A 20,827-nucleotide genomic window follows, 5' to 3' on the forward strand; every position below is an offset into this window, starting at 1 on the left:
GCTGTTCGGCGGGCATAAGGTCACACATTAGGGGGAAAGAAAATGCCCTGCCCGATGCCCGGCACCGAACAAGGCCGCAAATCATGGCGATTTTGGCGCGGCCGACCAGGCAATGACGCCGGAGGCGAGCAGCGCGGCCGCCGCCATGATCGAGGCCAGCGTATAATTGCCCGAGGACTGGGCGAGCAGGCCGGCGGCGATCGGGCCGACGATCTGGCCGAGCCCGAAGGCGGCCGTCATCACCGCGAAGATGCGGCGCGGCGCCCGCGGCGCGAGCTGCCTGCCTATCTGTATGCCCAGTGCCGTGATGGCGATGAAGGTGCCGCCGAGCAGGACGCCGGCAATCAGCGGTCCGGCGGCGCCCTTGACGGCGACGCTGGCGGTGACGCCGACCACCTCGATCAGGCAGGTCGCCGCGTAAGCGGCGTAGAGCCCGATACGGCCGGCAAGCTTCTGCCAGAACCAGGTCGAGGGAAATCCGGCAAGGCCGGCGACCATCCAGACGATGGCCTCGAAGACCCGCCCGCCGCCGCCCTGGCGCACGATGGCGACCAGGAAGGTGGCCGTCACCACATAGCCGAAGCCGAACAGCCCGTAGGCAACGATCATTTTCGCCAGCGACCTGTCCTTCGGCAACGCCGGCTCGGGGCCACCAACGCCATTGGCCGGCGTGGTCGAGCCGGCGAGCAGCATGACGACGATGAGGCCGATCGCCGAAAGCGCTCCGGACCATAGCCAGCCGGCGGCCCAATCCGCGTGTTCGGAGACGAGGATCGCGAGCAGCGCGGAGGAGACGGCGATGCCGACGCCGACGCCGCCGAAATGCAGCGCTTGCAAATCGCCGCGGCCGGCCTCCGCCAGATGGCTGAAGACGATCGAGGCCATGAACACCATGACGAAGGCGCTGGCGAGGCCGGCGAGGAAGCGGATGAGGAGGAATGCGGCCATCGTCTCGTTGAGCCCCATGAGGCCCGCGAGCACGGCGGTGGCCGCAAGGCCGGCGAACATCAGCAGACGCTCGCGCCCGTGTGCCCAGTCGCCGGCCGCGGCAAACGCGCCGATGAGGTAGCCGAGATAATTGGCGGAAGCGATCCAGCCGGCATCGGCCGGCGTCAAGTGCAGCCCTTCCATCATGCCCGGCAGGATCGGCGTGTAAACGAAGCGGCCGATGCCTTGGGCGACGGCGAGCGCGACCATGCCGGCGAGAGCRAGACGCAGTGGGGCAAGACGCTGGAGAGATGGCGAGGCGTTCATTGCGGCGCACAATAAGTGTGCGCTGCGGCGAAACAATGCGTTTGCGTTGGGCCAGCGCGACCCCGTCCTGAGCTGCGTAGCCTCAGAGACGGGTCGGCCTCGCGGTCTCATAAGCCGTGCGGCGCGCCGTCAGCCGGAAGGGCATGTCGCCGAGCTCGCGCTCGGACATGGTGTCGAGCACCGGATGCGACAGCGGATCGGTGACCCAGCGCGCGATCTCGCCGTCATCGCGCGGCCTCGCCTCGGCGCCGGAAAGCCCTTTCAGCAAAGATAAAATCTTCATGGGCCACCTCATGGCTCAAGGCTGTTCTTGTTAAATTCTGCCCTTTCCTGTCGGGTTTCAATTGAGATTTCGATCCATGCGCTTTAGAAAAACTGAATGGCAATGCTCAATCGCGTCCACCTCAATGGCTTGCGCGCCGTGGAAACCGTCGCCCGGCTGGGATCGCTGGCGGCAGCGGCGGCAGAGCTAAGCGTCTCGGTCAGCGCCGTCAGCCAGCAGGTCAAGCGCACCGAGAAGCAGCTCGGACAGGCGCTGTTCGAACGCACGCCGGGCGGGCTCGTGCCAACCGAGTTCGGCGCCGCCTTCACGGCACGGCTCAGCGCCGGCTTCCGCGAGCTCGCGCAAGCGGTGGCGCTGGCCGACGAGGCCAACGAGTGCACGCTGGTCGTCTCGGTGGCGCCGGCCTTCGCCTCGAAATGGCTGCTGCCCAGGCTGTCGCGGCATTTCGCGCGGCATCCGAACGTGCTTTTGCGCATCGACGCCTCGGCCAGGGTCGCCGATCTCGATCGGTCCGACATCGATATCGCCATCCGGCTCGGCGACGGCAAATGGCCGGGCGACCGCGCCGAGCTTCTGCTTGCCCAGGAAGTGTTTCCGGTCTGCGCGCCCTCGATCGCGGCCAGGCTGAAATCGATCGGCGATCTGGCGCAGACCTGCGCCATCACCGACGAGCGGGCGATGTTCAGCTGGGACGGCTGGTTCGAGGCGGCCGGCGTCGAGCCGGTCACCTTCCAGAAGGGGGCGCGCTTCACCGATCCGATGCTTTGCCTGGAATCGGCGATCGCCGGTCATGGCGTGATGCTTGCCTGGCAGTTGCTGACGGCCGACGCGCTGGCCGACGGGCGGCTGGTCGCGCCGTTCGGCGTGCGCGCGCAGAGTGGGCTGGGCTACTGGCTGGTGACGTCGGCGACCAAGAGCGAAAGCCGCAAGGTGCGCGACTTCAAAGCCTGGATCCGCGAGGAGATCGAAACGACCATGGCGCAGTTCCGGGCGCTCGACAGCGCTGCCTAAGTTCGTTTGAGCATGATCTTTTCCGAAAACCGCTACACACTTTTCGGGATCAGGCTCAGTCGATCGCGGTGGAAAGGCCAACCGCAGCGGTCTATGTAAGAACCAGGACTCCAACAAACGGCAGGCAGGACCATGACCACACATTCGCGCGGCGTTTCGGCAACCATCGACCCGGTGAAGCTCGACAGGCTGGCGGAAGTCGCCGTCAAGGTCGGGCTGCAGCTGCAGCCCGGGCAGGACCTGGTGCTGACGTCATCGATCGCGGCGCTGCCGCTGACCCGCCGCATCGTCGAGCACGCCTACAAGGCCGGCGCCGGGCTGGTGACGCCGATCTTCAACGACGACGAGATCACGCTGGCGCGCTTCCGCTATGGCGCCGATGCCGGCTTCGACCGCGCCGCCGGCTGGCTCTACGAAGGCATGGCGAAGGCCTTCTCGAACAATGCCGCCCGGCTTGCGGTGCGCGGCGAGGACCCGTCGCTGCTCTCGTCACAGGATCCGGCCAAGGTGGCGCGCGCCAACAAGGCGAACTCGATGGCCTACCAGCCGGCGCTGGAGAAGATCACCGGCTTCGACATCAACTGGAACATCGTCGCCTATCCCGACCTTGCCTGGGCCAAACAGGTGTTTCCGGGTGACCCGGACGACGTCGCGGTGGTGAAGCTCGCCGACGCCATCTTCTCGGCCTCACGCGTCGATGTCGAGGACCCGATCAGCAACTGGAAGGCGCACAACRCCGCCTTGGCCGAGCGCACGAAGTGGCTCAACGAGCACAATTTCCATGCGCTGCATTTCACCGGTCCGGGCACCGACCTGACCGTCGGGCTGGCGGATGGCCATGAATGGATGGGCGGCGCCTCGACGGCGAAGAACGGCATCACCTGCAACCCCAATATCCCGACCGAGGAGGTCTTCACTACGCCGCACGCAAGACGTGTCGAGGGCCACGTCTCTTCGACCAAGCCGCTCTCCTATCAGGGCACGCTGATCGATGAGATCTCGGTGCGCTTCGAAGGCGGGCGGATCGTCGAGGCCAAGGCTTCGAAGGGCGAGGACGTGCTGAAGAAGGTGCTCGACACCGACGAGGGCGCACGGCGTCTCGGCGAAGTGGCGCTGGTGCCGCATTCCTCGCCGATTTCGAAGAGTGGGCTGCTGTTCTTCAACACGCTGTTCGACGAGAACGCCGCCTGCCACATCGCGCTCGGGCAGTGCTATTCGAAATGCTTCGTCAACGGCGCCTCGCTCAGCCAGGACGAGATCGCCGAGCGCGGCGGCAATAAGAGCTTCATCCACATCGACTGGATGATCGGCTCGGACGGGATCGACATCGATGGCGTGGCCAAGGACGGCAGCCGCGTGCCGGTGATGCGTAAGGGCGAGTGGGCGTAACAGCCAAGGAGGCGGAATGGCCTTCGACATAGCAGTGAAGCGCATTTATGAGCCGCCGGCGAAAGCCGACGGCCAGCGCGTGCTGGTCGATCGCCTCTGGCCGCGCGGCGTCAGCAAGAAGGACGCCGAATTGACGCTGTGGCTGAAGGAGATCGCGCCGAGCGACGAGCTGCGCAAATGGTTCGGGCACGAGCCGGAGCGCTGGGCGGAGTTCCAGAAGCGATACCGGGCGGAGCTTGACGCGAATGGCGAAGCGGTGGCGCAGCTGCGTGATCTGTTGCGCGAAGGCAAGGTGACGCTGCTCTACGGCGCGCATGACGAAGCGCACAACAATGCGGTGGCGCTGGCGGGGTATTTGCGGACGTAACGTTGAGATGCCGGCGGGACAGCGCCCCCCTCTGTCCTGCCGGACATCTCCCCCACTTGGGGGGGAGATTGGCAGCTTTGGCGCTGGCGCCCATCCTGCAACATCGGACATTGGCGAAAGCCGGCGCGAGGGCTGATCTCCCCCCTTGTGGGGGAGATGTCCGGCAGGACAGAGGGGGGCGCGAAGGAACGCGGCTTATGAAGATCGAATCTTACTTTCCGCCGACCGCCTCCTCGTAAACCTCCGGCTTGAAGCCCACCAAAATCCGCTCCCCCACCTCCAGCACCGGCCGCTTGATCATTGTGGGCCTGGCGAGCATCAGCTTCTTTGCCTTCTTCTCATCCAGCCCAGCCTTGTCCGCCTCCGGCAGCTCGCGAAACGTGGTGCTGCCCTTGTTGAGCAGCTTTTCCCAGCCGACCTTGCCGACCCAATCGTTCAGCTTCCCGGCCTCGATCCCCTCTGCCCGGTAGTCGTGAAAACGATAGGGCACGTTATGGCTCTCCAGCCAGACGCGCGCCTTCTTGATCGTGTCGCAGGTGGTGATGCCGAACATGGTGATGGTCAATTGGGGCCTCTGTCGGATGGGTTTCGAATCCGGTGGAAGCCTAGGCCGGCCCCACAAGCTTTGCCAGCGCCTTGCGCCGGGTGCGATTTTGGCCCTTGCCAATACTAAGGTTTTTTCCTAAATATTTTTGGGCAACAATTGCCCGACCGCCAGGCGGTCTCGGAAGGAACAGCCATGAGCCTGCAGACAGCAAGCCAGAATCCACTGCCCGTCGACGGCATTTTTCGCGCGCTGGCCGATCCGACACGCAGGCGTGTGGTGGAGCGGTTGAACAGAAGCCCGGCTTCGGTCAGCGAGCTGGCGGAGCCCTTCGGCATGGCGCTTCCCTCCTTCGTCGAGCACCTCAAGGTGCTGGAAGGTTGCGGGCTGGTGCAGTCGCAAAAGGCCGGGCGCGTCAGAACCTACAGCCTTTCGCCCGAACCGCTGAAGCTTGCGGAAAACTGGCTCGCCGAACAGCGCGCGCTGTGGGAGCGCCGGCTCGACCAGTTCGACACCTATGTGATGAACCTCAAGGAGAGTGAAAAGTGAGCTATCCGTTCAAGCCGAACCCGAAACTGGACCTGACGCTGGAGCGCTTCCTCGACGCGCCGCGCGAGTTGCTGTGGCGCGCCTGGACGCGGCCGGAGCATGTCAAGCAGTGGTTCACGCCGAAGCCGTGGGTCATCACCGATTGCGAGATCGACCTCAGGCCTGGAGGCCTGTTCCGCACGCGCATGCAATCGCCCGACGGCAAGGAGGTCAATGACCGTCACTGCTGCTATCTGGAAATCGTGCCGAACGAGCGGCTGGTGTGGACCGACGCGCTGCTGCCGGGCTACCGGCCGTCCGGCGAGCCCTTCATCACCGCTGTCATCGCGCTGACGCCCGAGGGCAAAGGCACGCGCTACACCGCCACCGCCATCCACCGCGACGAGGCGACGCGCAACAGCCATGAGGAGATGGGGTTCTTCGACGGCTGGGGCACGGTCGCCGACCAGTTGGCGGACTATGTGAAGACGATCTGAGAAGCGGGCATGGCGGCTTGGGTATCATCCGAGGCCGCCATGCCTGATTGCTAGATCATGCTGCGAAGGGCGTTCGCAGCCCAAGGCCAGCAAGCCTCAGTAGTAGAACCGCTCTTCGCTGATCTTGCCGTTCTTGACCGTGTAGAGGCCTACCTCATCCATCTTGACGCGTTCGCCGGTCGATTTGGGCGTTATGTCAAAGCTGAAGCGCAGCGCGAACTGGTCGCCATTGACGTAGGGACCCTCGACCGAACCGCCGTGAACCTCGTGGTTGGCTTCCCACCATTCGCCCTTCTGCTTGACGGCTTCCTTGCCGTTGCACACGGCCATCGGGCCTTCCATGGCTTCGTAGCTGACGATGTCATCGGCATTGTATTTCGCGGCGGCGGTGTGGCTGTCGCCCTTCCTGAGGAGTTCGGTGAAATCCTTGGCAATTTCCGCAGTGGTCATGATTTCCTCCCGGTTTGGACAAGAGATCAGATAGGGACCGATCGTTCGCCTGCCAGCGATGCGCCGCTCCGCAGGTGACAATTCGTGTCAGGATGGCGCGGCCATCAGCGGCCAGCGGCTCAAATTCTTGTAGATCGTCAGGCCGCGCAGGCTGTGAATGAGGACAAACTCCCTTGCTACAAAGCCGATTGGATCGATCGGCTGCCTGGGGACGAATTTCTCGTCATAGGCAAGCGTCATATGCGGGACAAAATGATCCGCCGACTTGAGACCGTTTGCCTTCATCGCAATGCCAATCCGCCGGCTGAGTTCGCGGACCGGCCCATCGTCCGCCAAAAGCACAAACGGACGCGATGGCGGTCTGCCTTTTGCCGCCGGGCGCCCCGGAAAACTTACGGCATGGCGAAATGTGACTTCAAACGCCGGCATTTCAACCAACCGGCCAGCTCGCTTTGCCGCGAATTCGATTTTCGATCGAAGCCTTTTGTAGTCACCGACATGCTGTTGACTGACGTGAAATCGCTCTTTCAGTAGCAGCGGCCCAGTTATCCCATTGAGATCGCAGAGATGTGTCTGCAGCGACCAAAACGCGGCACGATCCTTGGCCTGCAAAAATAGCGCGAAGAATACCCGGTCGGGCCGCTTCGGCTGCAGTGGAGGAATCGGGATCCCGAAATCAAACTCTTGCTGCCGAGACATCCGTACTCGTTCGGCTGAGAACGCTCCTGTTTAAGCTCGTAACAAGAACAAAACAGGAACATTGGCAAGAGTCAAGGGCGGGCGATCTTCACGTCTATGAAGTCAATAACACCCGCGCTCGATCGCCAGCCGGCGCACCAGCGCCAGCACGGTGTCGATGGTCGGCGTCGGCTGGCCGGTCAGGCGGCCGAGCTCCTGCACGGCCGTGACCAGCGCGTCGATCTCCATCGGGCGGCCGCGCTCGAGGTCCTGCAGCATCGAGGTCTTGTGCTCGCCGACATCGCCGGCGCCCTTGATGCGCCGGTCGACGGGGATGAGGAAACGCACGCCGAGGCGCTCGCCGATCGCCTGCGCTTCCAGCATCATGGCGCGGGCGGTGGCGCGCGTGCCTTCGTCGGCGACGATGGCCGCGAGCGTGCTGCCGGTCAGGGCCGAGATCGGGTTGAAGGAGAGGTTGCCCCAGAGCTTCACCCAGATTTCCGAGCGGATGTCCTCGCGCACCGGCGCCTGCAGCCCGGCCTTGACCATTTCGCGGGCAAGCGCGGTCACTCGCTCGCTCTTCTCGCCGGACGGCTCGCCCAGCGAAAAGCGCGTTCCCTCGACATGCCGGATCAGACCGGGCGCGTCGACCTCCACGGCCGGATAGACGACGGAGCCGATGACGCGCTGCGGGCCGATGCGCTCCCAGATCGCACCACCTGGATCGACCGCGTCGAGCCGCGTGCCCTCGAGCGCGCCGCCGGCCCCGTAAAAATACCACCATGGCACGCCGTTCTGCATGGTGACGACGGCGGTGTCCGGCCCGAGCAGCGGTGCTATCTGGTCAAGCGCAGGCCCGACCGAATGCGCCTTCAGCGCCAGCACGACATAGTCCTGCACGCCGAGTTCATCGGCGCGGGCAGCGGCGCGGACCACGCCAACCGTTTCCTTGCCGTCCTCGATCAGGCGAAGGCCGTCGGCCTTGATCGCCTCCAGATGCGCGCCGCGCGCCACTACCGAAAGATCGACATTGCCGGCGATCGCCAGCTTGGCGGCAAGATAGCCGCCGATGGCGCCAGCGCCAAAGACTGCAATGCGCATCAGCCGAGCCCGAGTTTTGCCGCGAGACCGATGCGCTGCAGCTTGCCGGTGGCGCCCTTCGGGATTTCATCGAGGATCACCACCTTGCGCGGCACCTTGAAGTCGGCGAGCCGGGTCGACGCAAAGCCGCGGATGTCGGCCTCGCTGGCGCTCTGGCCTTCGCGCAGCACGACTGCGGACGCGACCTCTTCACCCAGCTTGTCATGCGGCATGGCGAAGGTGACGACCTGCGCCACCGCCGGATGATCCATCAGCACGTCGTCGACCTCGAGCGGCGAGATCTTTTCACCGCCGCGATTGATGATCTCCTTCAGCCGGCCGGTGACGCGCAGGTAGCTGTCCTCGTCGAGCACGCCCTGGTCGCCGGTGTGGAACCAGCCATGGGCGAAGGCGCTGGCATTGGCGTCCGGGTTCCTTTCGTAGCCGGCRGTGACGTTGGGGCCGCGAATGACGATCTCGCCGATCTCGCCGGCCTTGAGCAGCCGCCCGTCCGGCGCCATGACGGCGACTTCCGGTCCGGCCGACGCGCCGACGCTGCCTGGCTTGCGCAGTCCGGGCGGCAGGCGGTTGGACGCCATCTGATGCGCGGCCTCGGTCATGCCATAGGCCTCGATCACCGGGCAGCCGAAGGTCTTCTCCAACTCGGCCATGACCTGCGCCGGCAATGACGCCGAGGAAGAGCGGATGAAGCGCAGCTTCGCCCCGGCAAGCTGTTCCGGATTGCGCGCGGCACGCGGCAGGATCGCCTGGTGCATGGTGGGCACCGCGGTGTACCAGCTGGGTTTGGCCTCTGAGAGCCACTGGAAGAAACGCAGCGCATTGAAACCCGGCGTGCAGAAGACGCTGCCGCCGGCGGCGAGCGAGGACAGCACCGCGGCGATCAGGCCGTGGATATGAAACAGCGGCATGATGTTGAGGCAGCGGTCGGCCGGCGTCAGGCCGAGCGTCGCCCCTATATGGGCTGCCGAGGCGGCGAGGTTGGCGTGGCTGAGCGGCACCAGTTTCGGACGCGAGGTGGTGCCGGATGTGTGCAGAAGAAGTGCGACATCGCCATCGGCGGCCAGACCGGATGCGATCGGCGATCCGACCGGATCGCCCTCAATCGTGAAGGCGCCGGCCGGCGCGCCTTCCGGCACCACCAGCCGCAGCACGGGGATGCCGAGGCGCCCGGCGACTTCGACCGAAGGGCCCTGCTCGTCCTTGCCGACGAGGATCGCCTTGACGCCGATATCGCTCAGATAGAAATCGAGCTCGTCGACCCGGTAGGCCGGATTGAGCGGCGCGGTGGACGCGGCGGCCGCCACGGCGATGAAAGCCGTGGCCATCTCCGGGCCGTTGGGCAGCACGATGGCGACCCGATCGCCACGGCCGATGCCCAGCGCGTTCAAGCGCGCCACGGTATCGCCGATCAGGCGGCGCAGTCCGCCATGCGAGAGGGCCGTTCGCTCGGGCGCGGCGATGGCCGGCGCGTTGTCGGCTCCGGGTGCAAGGCGATGGGCAAGATCGGTGGCGTTTTCGCTGTTTGTCATGGTTCCAGACTATGTTTCGAACGATCGGCCGATGTCCAGCAAAGGCCTTCTCAATATCCGAGCGCCAGGCCGTCCTTGCGCGGATCGGAAGCGCCGGTCAGCGTGCCCTTTTCCCAATCGATGAGCACCGCCTGCCCGCCGCCCAGCGGATGACCGGACTCGACCACCTGATGGCCAAGCCGACGCAGACCTTCGATCGCATCGGCGCGCACGCTTCGCTCGGCCTCGACGACGTCGTGGTTGTAGAACACCCGCGCCGCGTCGATCGCCTGCTGCGGGTCCATGCCGAAGTCGATCATGTTGGTCAAAAGATGCACATGCCCGAAGGGCTGGTAGCCGCCGCCCATGACGCCGAAGGGCATCATGGCGCGGCCATCCTTCGTCATCATGCCCGGCATGATCGTGTGCATCGGCCRCTTGCCGGGTGCAATTGCATTCGGGTGCTTCGGATCGAGGCAGAAGCTGGAACCACGGTTCTGCAGCACGACACCGGTCCTGGGGCCGACGACACCGCTGCCGAAGGAATAATAGGTCGAGTTGATGAAGCTCACCGCGTTGCGGTCGCGGTCGACGACGCTGATATAGACCGTGTCGCTGCCCGGAAGATCGAGACGCGGCAGATGCGTCATGGCGCGCTCGGAGTCTATTGCGGCGCGCAAGCTGTCGGCATAGGCGCTGGAAAGCAGCGCCTTGACCGGCACGTCGACATGATCCTGGTCGGCGACATACGCATCGCGGTCCTGGTAGGCCAGACGCCCTGCCTCGATCTCGAGGTGCAGGCGGGCGGCGCCGCCCGGATCGAGCTTGCCCAACTGGAAGCCCGAAAGCAGGTTCAGCATCAAAAGCGCGGTCAGGCCCTGGTTGTTGGGCGGCATCTGGTGGATGTCGTAGCCGCGATAGGCGGTGCCGACCGGGGTCCGGTAGTCGCCCTTGGTGGCGGCGAAATCGTCGAGCGTGTGCAGGCCGCCGAGCGCGCGCAGGCGGCCGACGAGGTCCTCCGCGACCGCGCCTTCATAGAAACCGGCGCGGCTTTTTTTCGCGATGACGCGCAAGGTCTCCGCCAGCTCCGGCTGGCGGTGGATGTCGCCCGGCTTTGGGGGCTTGCCGCCCGGCAGGAAGATGCGCGTCGCCACCTCGTCGGCCGACAGGTCGGTCTCGGGATCTTCCCAGTCGAAGGCGACACGATCGTGCACGACATAGCCTTCTTGAGCGTAACGGATGGCTGGAGCGAGCGCATCGGCCAAGCCCTTGCGGCCATGGTCTTCCAACAGCCGGCACCAGGCGTCGACGGCGCCGGGAACCGTAACCGCGTGCGGGCCCTGCTTCGGCAGTTCGCTGAATCCCTTGTCCTGGTACCAGTCGACGGTCGCGGCGGCGGGTGCGCGGCCGGAGCCGTTGAAGGCGATCACCTCGCCCTGCCCTTTCGGACAATAGAGCACAAAGCAGTCGCCGCCGATGCCGGTCGATTGCGGTTCGACCACGGCCTGCACCGCGGCCGCGCAAACCGCGGCGTCCATGGCGTTGCCGCCGGAGCGCAGCATGTCGATAGCGGCAAGCGTCGACAACGGATGCGAGGTCGCGGCCATCGCTTCGGTGGCGCGGGCCGGCGAGCGGCCGGGAAACTGGAAGTCACGCATGCTGGTTTTGGTATCCCTGAACTCAACGTCCGCGGCCGAAAAGCTGGGCGGCGGACAACAAAACGATCGATAGCACGATCAGGCAAGTCGAAATGGCGGCGATCGTCGGATCGATCTGATCGCGCAGCGCATTGAACATGCGGCGCGTCAGCGTCGTGGTCTCGCCGCCGGAGATGAACAGCGACACCACCACCTCGTCGAAGGAGGTGATGAAGGCGAACAGCGCGCCCGAGACGATCGAGAATCTTATTTGCGGCATCGTCACCTGGAAGAAGGCGGAGAAGCGCCCGGCGCCGAGGCTGCGCGCCACCATCTCCTGGTTCATGTCGTAGGACCTTAGCCCCGAAAGCACGGTCAGCACGACCAGCGGCAACGCCTGCACCGTATGCGCGATGACGAGGCCGGTCAGCGTGTTGTTGAGGCCGATGCGGGCATAGAGAAAGAAGGTGCCGATACCGATCAGGATGACCGGGATTATCAGCGATGCCGTGAGCAGCGCGTTGATGACGCCCGTCAGCCGCAGCGTGCGGGCATTGATGGCGTAGGCCGCGGCGGTGCCGAGCAGCGTTGCGACGACCGCCGTCATCACCGCAACCTTGACCGAGACGATGGTGGCGTCGCGCCATTCGAGCGAGCCGAAATAGGCTTCATACCAGCGCAACGACCATTCCTGCGGCGGGAACTGCAAGAGCGACGAGCCGGAGAAGGACATGATGACGATGATCACTGACGGGGCGATCAGGAACAGCATGACGAGGCCGCCGAGCGCGTAAAGCCAAAGGCGTTGCCGATGCGAGATGGGCAGGGCGTTTTCCATGCTCATCGCCGGCTCCAGACTCCGGTTGCGCGGGCGCCGAGCAGCCGGTGGAACAGGCCGAGCAGCGCCAGCGTGACGGCGAGCAGCACGACGCCGAGCGCCGCCCCCGCGCCCCAGTTGGAATAGAGGCTTGTGGTCTGTTCCATGCGCATCGCCCACATGATGACCTTGCCGCCGCCCATCAGTGCCGGCGTGACGAAGAAGCCGAGGCAGAGCACGAAGACGATGACCACGCCCGAGGCTAAGCCCGGCAGCGACAGCGGCAGGAATATCTGCCGGAAGGTGGCCGAGGGGCTGGCGCCGAGATTCATGGCGGCGCGCAGGCAGTCGGTGTCGATGCTCTTCATAGACGCATAAAGCGGCAGCACCAGGAAGGGCAGCATGATGTGGGTCATGCCGATGACGACGCCGGCGAAATTGTTGGCGAGCGGCAGCGGCTGGGAGATGACGCCGAGATCCATCAACCACGTGTTCACCAGCCCTTTGCGCTGCAGGATGACCAGCCAGGCATAGGTGCGCACCAGCACCGAGGTCCAGAACGGCAGGATGACGAAGATCAGGCAGACCCCGGCGGCGCGGCGCGGCAGCTGCGACAGCATATAGGCCAGCGGATAGCCGAACAGCACGCAGGCGCCGGTGACCACGAAGGCCACCTTGAAAGTGGTGACGAAGGTCTTGATGTAAGAGGCCTGCTCGAAGAAGCGGGCATAGTTGGAAGCGCTGAGCTGACCGGTCTCGTCGAACAGCGAAAGCCAGAACAGCCAGCCGATCGGCACGATGATGACGGCGAAGACCAGCAACAGCCCGGGCGACAGAAGCGCGAGCGTGCCATGCGATTCCCGCCGGGCATCGGCGCGCAAGGCATCGGCATTGAGCGCCCCACCGGACCGACCGGCATGATCGAGGCTGGCGGATGCGACACTCATTGGTCGGCCACCAGCACGACATCCTGCGCATCGATGCCGAGCGTGATCGGCTCGCCCGGCGATGGCAGTCTTGCCAGCACGTCGGAACGGCAATRGTCGCGCAAAATCACCTGCCGGCCGTCCTTGAGCGTCGCGTAGCAGACGAAGCTGTCGCCCTGATAGATCAGGTCGCCGACCGTTGCCGGCAGGGTATTGACGTCGCCCGCGGGTTCGCCGGCGATCACGCGCAGCTTCTCCGGCCGCACCACCATCAAATGCCGGCCGGCAGACGGCATCGGATCCTTCATGCGCAGCTTGCCGCCTTCGTGCCAGACGCCGCTATTGCGGCATTCGACCGGAATGAAGCTGGATTCGCCGATGAAGCCGGCGACGAATTTGGTCCTGGGCCTGGCGTAGAGAACTTCCGGCTGGTCGATCTGCTCGATGCGCCCGGCATTCATGACGGCGATGCGGTCCGACATGGTGATCGCCTCGCGCTGGTCGTGCGTGACGTAGACGGTGGTCATGCCCAGCCTTCGGTGCAAATTGCGCAATTCGATCTGCATGTGCTCGCGCAGGCTCTTGTCGAGCGCCGACAGCGGCTCGTCCATCAAGACGATGCGCGGCTCGAAGACGATGGCGCGGGCCAAAGCCACACGCTGGCGCTGGCCGCCGGAGAGCTGGTCGACGCGGCGCTCGCCGAGACCCTTCAGTTGGACGAGGTCCAGCGCCCTCTCGACACGTTCGGCCGTTTCAGCAGCCGATACGCGGCGCTGCTTCAGCGGAAAGGCGATGTTGTGGAAGACGTTCATATGCGGGAACAGCGCATAGTTCTGGAACACCATGCCGATGTTTCGCTTGTGCGGCGGCATGGTGATGATCTCCTCGCCGCCGACCTTGATGGAACCGGCATTGGCCCGAACGAAGCCGGCCAGGATCATCAGCAGCGTCGTCTTTCCCGAGCCCGACGGCCCGAGCAGCGTCAGGAACTCCCCTGCCGCGACATCGAGGCCAAGATCATGCAGCACCGACAGGCCGCCGAAGCGTTTCTCGATGCCGCTGATGCCGATGGGAAGCGCGGACGGCGCGACAGACAAGAGCATCTCCTTCAACTCCGGATCATTTTTCGCGAAACGATGCGGAGCGGCGCCTCATGGGCACCGCTCCGTTGAGATCGCTATTGCTGGATCAGGTTGTTGAACTTCTCGGTCGCCTCGACGAGGGTGTCGCGCCAGAAGGCGGGGTCCTGCAACACCTGCTTCTTGACGTTCTCGGGCGAGGAATTGATGTCCTTGATGCGATCCTGCGGGATCTTCCCGGTCTCGAAAGCCTTCTCGTTGGCCGGGCCGTTGTCGACATAGAGCGGCAGATTGGCCTGGAGATCGGGGCTGACGAACTTGGCCAGAGCCTTCATGGCGATGTCCTTGTTCTTCGAGCCCTTCGGGATGACCATGCAGTCGGCGGTGAGCACGCCCTGGTCGAAGGAGAAGCTGACGGGCGCGCCTTCCTTCTTCAGCGTGYCGGCGCGGCCGTTCCAGATGCTCGCCATATCGACCTCGCCGTCCTTGACGAGTTGCATGGCCTGCGCGCCGGAGGTCCACCAGGCATCGATATGACCGCGGATCTTGTCCACCGACTGCAGCGCGCCGTCGATGTCGACGGGATAGACCTTGTCGATCGGAATGCCCTTGGCCAAAGCGGCGACGCTCAGCGTTTCGGTCGACTGGCTGCCGGAAAGCGCGCGGCGGCCGGGGAATTTCTCCACGTCCCAGAAATCGGCCCAGGTCTTCGGGCCTTTGTCGCCGAAGACGTCGGTGCGGTAGATCAGCACCACGGAGGTGTAGGAGATGCCGACCCAATCGTCGTGGACAAGCTTCGGGTTGATGCCGCTCTTGTCGATGACGTTGTAGTCGAGCTTCTCGAACAGGCCCTCCTTGGCGCCGCGCGCGCATTCATCGGCGCCAAGCTCGGTGATGTCCCATTTGACGGCGTTGCCGGTGACCTGCAGGCGAACGTCGTCGAGGCCGTTGGTGGTGTCCTGCTTGATGGTGATGCCGAGGTCCTTGGCCGTCGGATCGAAGAAGGCCTTGGTCTGCGCTTCCTGATAGGTGCCGCCCCATGAGGCGACGGTGATGGTGTCGGCAGCCGATGCCGGAACGGCGACCGAGGCGAGCAGGCCAGCGACGGCCATGCCGTGAATACAAAGTCTCTTCGTCATTTTTCGCTTCTCCAACCGGTGTTCCCGTTATCGTTGATTTGGTATGCGAATTTGTATACAATTTTGAGTGTAACTTACGGCAGAGCGATGTCAACACGGGTCGTCGTCAGCGAGCGCTTTTCACAGCGGGAAGCGGCGGCGCCACGCACGGTGCGCGAAACGGCCTGATTTCAAGCAAGGGCTAAAAAGCTTTAGACTGCGATTCTGCGTTGGGGCCGTTGGAGGCGGACGTTTGAAAAAGGAACGGAAAAACACGCTGCGCGACTCGGTGTTCGAGAAGCTGAAGGCGTTGATCATCACCGGCCAGATCCCGCCGGGCGGCCGGGTGACCGAAAACGAGATCGCCGAGCGCCTGAAGGTCAGCCGCACGCCGGTGCGCGAGGCCTTCAATCGGCTGGAGCGCGACGGGCTGGTGATCGGGCGGCCGCGCCAGGGTTACGTCGTGGCCGAGTTCAACCTGACCATGTTCCGCGAGGCCTTTGACATCCGCGAATTGCTCGACGGGCGCGCGACGGAACTCGCGGCGGCCAATGCGACCGCCGCCGACAAGGCGAAGCTGCGCGACATGCTCGCCGAATGCGAGCGGCTGGCGGCGATCCCGGATCGCAGCACAAGGGAGAAATTCGAGGAACTCCAGGTCGGCATCGACCTGCACCGGGTGATCGCCGAGATCAGCGGCAACGAGATGCTCTACGGCATGCTTTGCGGCATCCTCGACAAATGCCAGCAATATGTCTGGACGGAGCTTCTGTGGCTGGACGAATGGAAGCTCACCCGCGAGGAACATGCCGGTATCGTCGACGCGATCTGCGCCGGCGATGTCGCTTTGGCCGGCGAGCGCGCCCGCGCCCATGTGCGCGGCTCGCGCGAGAACATCCTGCGCCTGCTGCAGGCCAAGTCCGACTATCAGGGATTCTTTGCCAAGGCGTCGTGAGAGGCCGGTCGCATCAGCTTGAAAGCATCGGGCAGTTCGCGCCGCGCCGCAGGCTGACATGCGCCACGTCGCCGACGCTGAATTGCGAACCGTCGGCGCGGCGGGGCGCATCGATGATGATCGCGGTCCCCTCGCCCAACTCGGCATGCAGGCGCAGCGTGCGGCCATGGAAGACGACGCCGCTCACCCGCGCCGGCGCGGTTCCTTCACCGGCTTCCCCGTCAGCCAGCAGATCCTCCGGGCGTACGCCGATGGTGCGGGTGTCGCCGGCGACGGGCGTCTCGCCGTTGTCTGAGGTCGCCTCCAGCGGCAGTTCGCCGGCGGCGAAGCGCAGGCGCTCACCGTCGCGGCCGACAAAGCGCGACTGCAGCAGATTCATCGTGCCGATGAAGGAGGCGACGAAGCGCGTCGCGGGCCGGTCGTAAAGCGTCGCCGGCGGCGCGATCTGCTCGATGCGGCCCTTGTTCATGACAACGATGCGGTCCGAGATCGACAGCGCCTCGGTCTGGTCGTGGGTGACCATGACGAAGGTGGTGCCCAGCCGCGACTGCAGCCGCTTCAACTCGACCTGCATCTGCTCGCGCAGATGCGCGTCGAGCGCCGACAGCGGCTCGTCGAGCAGGAGCACGCGCGGCTCGCAGACGATGGCGCGGGCCAAAGCGACGCGCTGCCGCTGGCCGCCGGACAGTTCCGAGACGCGGGCGCGCAGCTTGTCGGCAAGGCCTACCATGTCGAGCGCCTCGCGGACGCGTTTGGCTTGCTCAGCACTGGTGAGCTTGCGCAGCGACAGGCCGAAGCCGACATTGGCCGCGACATCCATATGCGGGAACAGCGCATAGTCCTGGAAGACGGTGTTGACCGGACGGTCGAAGGGCCGCAGGCCGGTGATGTCGCGGTTTTCGAGCAAGACATTGCCGCTCGTCGGGCTCTCAAAGCCGGCGATGACGCGCAGGCTGGTCGTCTTGCCGCAGCCGGAGGGTCCAAGCAGGGTCAGAAACTCACCGGGAGCGATGTCGAGATCGACACCATCAAGCCCAACAATGCCGCCCGGAAAGACTTTCGAGACTTTCTGCAGCCGAACGAGTGGTTCAGGCGCCATCGCGCACCTCGGACGGCTTGGTGGTGTTGACCCAGAGGATCTGGCAGCGCTCGGCGCCGGGGTTGCGGAAGGCGTGCAGCAGCGTGCTCTTGAAGGCAAAGCTGTCGCCGGCCTTGAGCACATAGGTGGTGGCATCGACCACCAGCTCGACCTCGCCCCCCATCACGAAGCCGAATTCATGGCCGGCATGGGCGTAGGCCTCCGCCGTGCCGCCGCCGGCCTCGACCGTCACCAGCATGCCGGTGAGCGTCGCCGCCGGCGGCGACAGCAGCGCCTTGGCGATGCCTTCGGATTTGACCGGGATCGCGCGGCGCTTGTCGGCGCGCACGCAATAGAGGTCGTTGACCGCCTCGTTGCCATCCGTGATCAGCGCCGACGGCTCGATATCGAGCGCCGCCGCCAGCGGCCAGATCACCTTGACGCGCAGCGAGGACATGCCGCGCTCGATCTGGCTGAGCGCGCCAATGGAGATGCCGGCTTTCGCCGCGAGATCGGCCAGCGACAGCTTGCGCTCGAGCCTCAGCGCCCGCACGCGCCGACCGACGCGAATGTCGGCATCGTCCTTCGGTTTCTCGGCGGCTTCGTCCACTAAGTCCATGCAACAGTCCTCGTTGTCTTTCCCTTCTCCCCTTGTGGGAGAAGGTGGATCGGCGCGATAGCGCCGAGACGGATGAGGGGTGTTCCAGCGGAGTGAGACGTTGGCTTTCCCTGGAACACCCCTCATCCGGCCGCTGCGCGGCCACCTTCTCCCACAAGGGGAGAAGGGGAGTCCGCGCCACTCAACCTCCCGCCTTCACCTTCTCGAACATCTTGGCCATATCGTCATTCTGCTTCATCGGACCGGTGAAGATGGTGCTCTTCAGCATCACGTCCGGATCGGCCGGCAGTTGCAGCTTGTCGAGCTCCTCCTTCGACACGCCGGCAAAGGCGGTCGAAAGCGAGCTGCCATAGCCGTAGGACTGGATCAGGAACTTGCCCGAGTCGGCATCGAGCCGGCTGTTGATGAAGTCATAGGCGAGGTCGACGTTCTTGGCGTCCTTGAGCATGACGAAGCCGCAGGCCCAGGTGAGCATGCCTTCCTTCGGCTTCATGAACTCGACCGGCACGCCCTGCTTCTTCAGCGACGTTGCGGACGCGTTCCAGGTCATGGCGGCGACCAGTTGGCCGCTCGCCAGCGCCTGCTCGACCGAGGTCATGTCGGTGGTGTAGCTCGACAGCAGCGGCCGCTGCTCGCGCAGCTTTTCGGCCACCTTGTCCATCTCAGCCGGCGTCATGTCGAAGGGGTTCACGCCGGCGAGCAACGCCGCGACGATCGGCGTGTCATGCACCGCGTCGATGGTCGCCATGCGGCCGGCATATTGCTTGTCCCACAGAAGGTTCCAGCTCGCCTCCGGGTTCTTCACCAGGTCGGTGCGGTAGAGGATCGAGGTATTGCCCCAGTCCCACGGCACCATCCACACCTTGCCATCGCCGGCCTGCAGGTCGGGCAGATTCTTGAACACCGGGAAGATCGAATCCCAGTTCTTGATGCGCTTGGTATCGATCGGCTGCAGCAGACCTTCCTTGTTCCAGCGCGCCACCTTGTCATAGCAGGGATGCGCGATGTCAGGGCGGAAGCCGGCCTTGACCTTGGTGAAGGCGTCGTCGTCATCGCCGAAGATCGTCGCCTCGACGCCGTCCGGATGCGCGGCAAGGAAGCTCTTGTTGAAATCGGGCAACTCATAGCCCGACCAGGTGAAATACTGCAGCTTGTCGGCGGCCAGAGCGACCGTCGACGACAGGGCCAGAGCCAGCGCGGCAAGGCCCGCCCGGGCTTTATGTCCGGTGATCGATTTCAGGTGGAATGTCATTTTCGTTCTCCTCTTCTTTGTTGTGGTTCAGGCTGGATTGCGGCGCGCGGCGCCGAGGCCGCGATGGCGAAGGATTTCTGCGGCGCCGGCGATGATGAAGGAGACGCAGAGGATCACCGTTCCCAGCGCCATCACGGTCGGCAGCGAGCGCGGGAAGCGCAGCTGGCTCCAGATATAAAGCGGCAGCGTGGGCTCGGTGCCGGCGAGGAAGAAGACGACGATGAATTCGTCGAACGAGGTCAGGAAGGCGAGCATGAAGGCCGACAGCACGGCCGGCGCGCTCAGCGGCAGCATGACGCGCCGGAATGTCGTCCAGTCGGACGCGCCGAGGTCGAGCGCCGCCTCGCGGATCGTCTTCGGGATGGCGGCGAAGCGGCTGCGCATGACCACCACCGTCGTCGGCAGCGCGACGAGGATGTGGCCGAGCACGATGGAAACGCGCGACGGGCCAAGGCCGATGAGGTTGACCAGGATCAACAGCGAAATACCGACGATGACGCCCGGGATCAGGATCGGCAGCCGGGCGATGGCGCTGATCGTGGCGGCGAGCGGCGAGCGGCCGTAGAGGTCCATGTAGGACACGGTGATGCCGCAGAGTGTCGCGCCGGAAGCGGCGACGACGCCGATGATCAGGCTGTTGGCCAAGGCGCCGGAGAGCGCCGGATTGCCGTAGAGCGTCCGGTACCAGTCGAACGTGAAACCCTGCAACGGAAACGCCGCCTGGATGGAGTTGTTGAAGGAAAACAGCGGGATCAAAAGCACCGGCAGATAGAGGAAGACGAGATAGCCAAGCACATAGAGGCCAAGCCAGCGGCCGTCGCTATTGGCATCGGCCCGGGCGCTCATGTGCGGCTGCCGAACCGGCGGTCGGCGCCGCGCGTGACCAGCACGACGCAGAGGATCACCAGCATGACGCAGACTGAGAGTGCCGCGCCGAACGGCCAGTCATTGGCCTTGCCGAACTGCGACTGGATCAGTGTGCCGATCATGGTGCTGGCCGGGCCGCCGACCATGGCCGGCGTGACATAGTCGCCGACCGTCGGCACAAAGACGACGAGCGCCGCAGCCAGCACGCCCGGCATGGAATTGGGCAGCACCACACGGCGGAAGCTGGTGAAGGGCCGCGCGCCGAGATCGGACGCGGCTTCGAGCAGCGATTTCGGGATCGTGTCCAGCGCCACATAGATCGGCAGGATGGCGAAGGGCGCGTAGGCGTGGGCGAGCGTGACGACCACCGCGGCCGGCGTGTTGAGGAAGGCAAGCGTCGGCTGCGACCATAGGCCGGTCTCGATGAAGGTCGAGTTCAGCACGCCATTATAGGCAAGCACGATCTTCCAGGCGAAGACGCGCAAAAGATAGCTCGTCCAGAAGGGCAGCGTGACTAGGAAGAGCAAAAGGTTGCGGCGGCGGCCGGCATGGAAGGCGAGGTAATAGGCGACCGGATAGGCGGTGACGACGGTGGCGAGCGTCACCATGCCGGCGATTGCCAGCGAGCGCAGCGTCACTGTCCAGTAAAGCGGATCGGTGGCGACGGTGAGGAAATTCTCCGCCGTCAGGCCGACGCCGAGCAGCGAGCCGTCATTGCCCCTGAAGGCGAGGAAGACCACGAGGCCAAGCGCGAAGAGGATCAGGAAGAACGTGACCAGCCCGCCCGGCAGCAGCATGGCGAAGCGGAACACCGGCGAGACGCGGTTCTCCGGCAATGGCCGTGCTGCAATGATGGTCGACATCTGACT

23 protein-coding genes are annotated in these 20,827 nt (G+C 64.8%); 6 read left to right on the forward strand and 17 right to left on the reverse strand.

The features are described from left to right. Positions 1–81: 81 nt before the first annotated feature. Both LCM4577_RS25975 and LCM4577_RS25980 read right to left on the reverse strand, forming a co-directional pair. Positions 82–1,197 carry a YbfB/YjiJ family MFS transporter gene (locus tag LCM4577_RS25975; RefSeq protein ID WP_071074073.1) on the reverse strand — a complete coding sequence of 372 codons (1,116 nt, stop codon included), beginning with the start codon at positions 1,195–1,197 and terminating at the stop codon, positions 82–84. 139 nt (positions 1,198–1,336) lie between these two features. Then, positions 1,337–1,537 (reverse strand): hypothetical protein, encoded by a 201-nt coding sequence (locus LCM4577_RS25980; protein WP_071035440.1) that lies wholly within the window; start codon positions 1,535–1,537, stop codon positions 1,337–1,339. Positions 1,538–1,633: 96 nt separating this feature from the next. On the opposite strand from LCM4577_RS25980, the gene LCM4577_RS25985 reads away from it, so the two are divergent. From LCM4577_RS25985 to LCM4577_RS25995, 3 genes are all read left to right on the forward strand, one after another. After that, positions 1,634–2,548 (forward strand): LysR substrate-binding domain-containing protein, encoded by a 915-nt coding sequence (locus tag LCM4577_RS25985; protein ID WP_071074074.1) that lies wholly within the window; start codon positions 1,634–1,636, stop codon positions 2,546–2,548. 132 nt (positions 2,549–2,680) lie between these two features. Beyond that, a complete protein-coding gene (locus tag LCM4577_RS25990) occupies positions 2,681–3,937 on the forward strand; it encodes an aminopeptidase (RefSeq protein WP_071074075.1) in 1,257 nt (418 codons plus the stop codon). Positions 3,938–3,953: 16 nt separating this feature from the next. Continuing rightward, positions 3,954–4,304: a DUF488 domain-containing protein gene (locus LCM4577_RS25995; RefSeq protein ID WP_071035437.1), complete on the forward strand. Its 351-nt coding sequence runs from the start codon at positions 3,954–3,956 to the stop codon at positions 4,302–4,304. 211 nt (positions 4,305–4,515) lie between these two features. Here LCM4577_RS25995 and LCM4577_RS26000 read toward each other — a convergent pair whose 3' ends face one another. Next, positions 4,516–4,857, reverse strand: coding sequence for an ArsC family reductase (locus tag LCM4577_RS26000; protein WP_071035881.1), 342 nt, complete (start codon positions 4,855–4,857; stop codon positions 4,516–4,518). 186 nt (positions 4,858–5,043) lie between these two features. Between LCM4577_RS26000 and LCM4577_RS26005 the strand changes: the two genes are divergently transcribed. Together LCM4577_RS26005 and LCM4577_RS26010 are read left to right on the forward strand one after the other, a co-directional pair. Continuing rightward, positions 5,044–5,397 carry a helix-turn-helix transcriptional regulator gene (locus LCM4577_RS26005; protein ID WP_071035436.1) on the forward strand — a complete coding sequence of 118 codons (354 nt, stop codon included), beginning with the start codon at positions 5,044–5,046 and terminating at the stop codon, positions 5,395–5,397. After that, positions 5,394–5,873, forward strand: a complete 480-nt coding sequence (locus tag LCM4577_RS26010; protein ID WP_071074076.1) for an SRPBCC family protein — start codon at positions 5,394–5,396, stop codon at positions 5,871–5,873. Before LCM4577_RS26005 ends, LCM4577_RS26010 begins: the two co-directional genes overlap by 4 nt. A 96-nt stretch (positions 5,874–5,969) precedes the next feature. Here LCM4577_RS26010 and LCM4577_RS26015 read toward each other — a convergent pair whose 3' ends face one another. From LCM4577_RS26015 to LCM4577_RS26055, 9 genes are all read right to left on the reverse strand, one after another. Further along, positions 5,970–6,323, reverse strand: coding sequence for a nuclear transport factor 2 family protein (locus LCM4577_RS26015; protein ID WP_071074077.1), 354 nt, complete (start codon positions 6,321–6,323; stop codon positions 5,970–5,972). Between the two features lie 87 nt (positions 6,324–6,410). Further along, positions 6,411–7,022, reverse strand: a complete 612-nt coding sequence (locus LCM4577_RS26020; protein ID WP_071035433.1) for a 2'-5' RNA ligase family protein — start codon at positions 7,020–7,022, stop codon at positions 6,411–6,413. A 102-nt stretch (positions 7,023–7,124) separates the two neighbouring features. Beyond that, positions 7,125–8,102 (reverse strand): 2-dehydropantoate 2-reductase, encoded by a 978-nt coding sequence (locus LCM4577_RS26025; protein ID WP_071074078.1) that lies wholly within the window; start codon positions 8,100–8,102, stop codon positions 7,125–7,127. After that, complete coding sequence (locus tag LCM4577_RS26030; protein ID WP_071074079.1) at positions 8,102–9,631, reverse strand: acyl--CoA ligase; 1,530 nt, start codon at positions 9,629–9,631, stop codon at positions 8,102–8,104. Before LCM4577_RS26030 ends, LCM4577_RS26025 begins: the two co-directional genes overlap by 1 nt. A 50-nt stretch (positions 9,632–9,681) precedes the next feature. Further along, positions 9,682–11,268, reverse strand: a complete 1,587-nt coding sequence (gene ggt, locus LCM4577_RS26035) for a gamma-glutamyltransferase (protein WP_071074080.1) — start codon at positions 11,266–11,268, stop codon at positions 9,682–9,684. Between the two features lie 22 nt (positions 11,269–11,290). Beyond that, positions 11,291–12,091, reverse strand: a complete 801-nt coding sequence (locus LCM4577_RS26040; RefSeq protein WP_040990946.1) for an ABC transporter permease — start codon at positions 12,089–12,091, stop codon at positions 11,291–11,293. Next, positions 12,088–13,011 (reverse strand): ABC transporter permease, encoded by a 924-nt coding sequence (locus tag LCM4577_RS26045; protein WP_071035429.1) that lies wholly within the window; start codon positions 13,009–13,011, stop codon positions 12,088–12,090. The genes LCM4577_RS26040 and LCM4577_RS26045 overlap by 4 nt, the downstream gene beginning before the upstream one ends. Beyond that, positions 13,008–14,087, reverse strand: coding sequence for an ABC transporter ATP-binding protein (locus tag LCM4577_RS26050; RefSeq protein ID WP_071074170.1), 1,080 nt, complete (start codon positions 14,085–14,087; stop codon positions 13,008–13,010). The genes LCM4577_RS26045 and LCM4577_RS26050 overlap by 4 nt, the downstream gene beginning before the upstream one ends. An 80-nt stretch (positions 14,088–14,167) precedes the next feature. After that, positions 14,168–15,208 (reverse strand): ABC transporter substrate-binding protein, encoded by a 1,041-nt coding sequence (locus tag LCM4577_RS26055; RefSeq protein ID WP_071074081.1) that lies wholly within the window; start codon positions 15,206–15,208, stop codon positions 14,168–14,170. A 232-nt stretch (positions 15,209–15,440) separates the two neighbouring features. Between LCM4577_RS26055 and LCM4577_RS26060 the strand changes: the two genes are divergently transcribed. Further along, positions 15,441–16,142, forward strand: a complete 702-nt coding sequence (locus LCM4577_RS26060) for a GntR family transcriptional regulator (protein WP_071074082.1) — start codon at positions 15,441–15,443, stop codon at positions 16,140–16,142. 13 nt (positions 16,143–16,155) lie between these two features. On the opposite strand, the gene LCM4577_RS26065 is transcribed toward LCM4577_RS26060, so the two are convergent. From LCM4577_RS26065 to LCM4577_RS26085, 5 genes are all read right to left on the reverse strand, one after another. Further along, positions 16,156–17,241, reverse strand: coding sequence for an ABC transporter ATP-binding protein (locus LCM4577_RS26065; protein WP_071074083.1), 1,086 nt, complete (start codon positions 17,239–17,241; stop codon positions 16,156–16,158). Beyond that, positions 17,231–17,839 carry a cupin domain-containing protein gene (locus tag LCM4577_RS26070; protein WP_071074084.1) on the reverse strand — a complete coding sequence of 203 codons (609 nt, stop codon included), beginning with the start codon at positions 17,837–17,839 and terminating at the stop codon, positions 17,231–17,233. Before LCM4577_RS26070 ends, LCM4577_RS26065 begins: the two co-directional genes overlap by 11 nt. Positions 17,840–18,020: 181 nt before the next feature. Next, the gene (locus LCM4577_RS26075) at positions 18,021–19,091 is read right to left on the reverse strand and encodes an ABC transporter substrate-binding protein (RefSeq protein ID WP_071035425.1); all 1,071 of its coding nucleotides are present in this window, start codon (positions 19,089–19,091) and stop codon (positions 18,021–18,023) included. A 27-nt stretch (positions 19,092–19,118) separates the two neighbouring features. Next, the gene (locus tag LCM4577_RS26080) at positions 19,119–19,937 is read right to left on the reverse strand and encodes an ABC transporter permease (RefSeq protein WP_071035424.1); all 819 of its coding nucleotides are present in this window, start codon (positions 19,935–19,937) and stop codon (positions 19,119–19,121) included. Continuing rightward, positions 19,934–20,821: an ABC transporter permease gene (locus LCM4577_RS26085; protein ID WP_071035423.1), complete on the reverse strand. Its 888-nt coding sequence runs from the start codon at positions 20,819–20,821 to the stop codon at positions 19,934–19,936. Before LCM4577_RS26085 ends, LCM4577_RS26080 begins: the two co-directional genes overlap by 4 nt. Positions 20,822–20,827: the final 6 nt, after the last annotated feature.

The sequence above is a fragment of the Mesorhizobium sp. LCM 4577 genome, assembly GCF_001854795.2.
In the GTDB taxonomy this organism is placed as follows: domain Bacteria; phylum Pseudomonadota; class Alphaproteobacteria; order Rhizobiales; family Rhizobiaceae; genus Mesorhizobium; species Mesorhizobium plurifarium.

Bases quoted from the DNA above. Each gene is read 5' to 3' on its own strand.
- LCM4577_RS25975 (WP_071074073.1), bottom strand. From the start codon at position 1,197: ATGGTCGCGCTCGCCGTCGCCCAAGGCATCGGCCGCTTCGTTTACACG.
- LCM4577_RS25980 (WP_071035440.1), bottom strand. From the start codon at position 1,537: ATGAAGATTTTATCTTTGCTGAAAGGGCTTTCCGGCGCCGAGGCGAGG.
- LCM4577_RS25985 (WP_071074074.1), top strand. From the start codon at position 1,634: ATGGCAATGCTCAATCGCGTCCACCTCAATGGCTTGCGCGCCGTGGAA.
- LCM4577_RS25995 (WP_071035437.1), top strand. From the start codon at position 3,954: ATGGCCTTCGACATAGCAGTGAAGCGCATTTATGAGCCGCCGGCGAAA.
- LCM4577_RS26000 (WP_071035881.1), bottom strand. From the start codon at position 4,857: ATGTTCGGCATCACCACCTGCGACACGATCAAGAAGGCGCGCGTCTGG.
- LCM4577_RS26005 (WP_071035436.1), top strand. From the start codon at position 5,044: ATGAGCCTGCAGACAGCAAGCCAGAATCCACTGCCCGTCGACGGCATT.
- LCM4577_RS26015 (WP_071074077.1), bottom strand. From the start codon at position 6,323: ATGACCACTGCGGAAATTGCCAAGGATTTCACCGAACTCCTCAGGAAG.
- LCM4577_RS26020 (WP_071035433.1), bottom strand. From the start codon at position 7,022: ATGTCTCGGCAGCAAGAGTTTGATTTCGGGATCCCGATTCCTCCACTG.
- LCM4577_RS26025 (WP_071074078.1), bottom strand. From the start codon at position 8,102: ATGCGCATTGCAGTCTTTGGCGCTGGCGCCATCGGCGGCTATCTTGCC.
- LCM4577_RS26040 (WP_040990946.1), bottom strand. From the start codon at position 12,091: ATGAGCATGGAAAACGCCCTGCCCATCTCGCATCGGCAACGCCTTTGG.
- LCM4577_RS26045 (WP_071035429.1), bottom strand. From the start codon at position 13,011: ATGAGTGTCGCATCCGCCAGCCTCGATCATGCCGGTCGGTCCGGTGGG.
- LCM4577_RS26065 (WP_071074083.1), bottom strand. From the start codon at position 17,241: ATGGCGCCTGAACCACTCGTTCGGCTGCAGAAAGTCTCGAAAGTCTTT.
- LCM4577_RS26070 (WP_071074084.1), bottom strand. From the start codon at position 17,839: ATGGACTTAGTGGACGAAGCCGCCGAGAAACCGAAGGACGATGCCGAC.
- LCM4577_RS26075 (WP_071035425.1), bottom strand. From the start codon at position 19,091: ATGACATTCCACCTGAAATCGATCACCGGACATAAAGCCCGGGCGGGC.
- LCM4577_RS26080 (WP_071035424.1), bottom strand. From the start codon at position 19,937: ATGAGCGCCCGGGCCGATGCCAATAGCGACGGCCGCTGGCTTGGCCTC.
- LCM4577_RS26085 (WP_071035423.1), bottom strand. From the start codon at position 20,821: ATGTCGACCATCATTGCAGCACGGCCATTGCCGGAGAACCGCGTCTCG.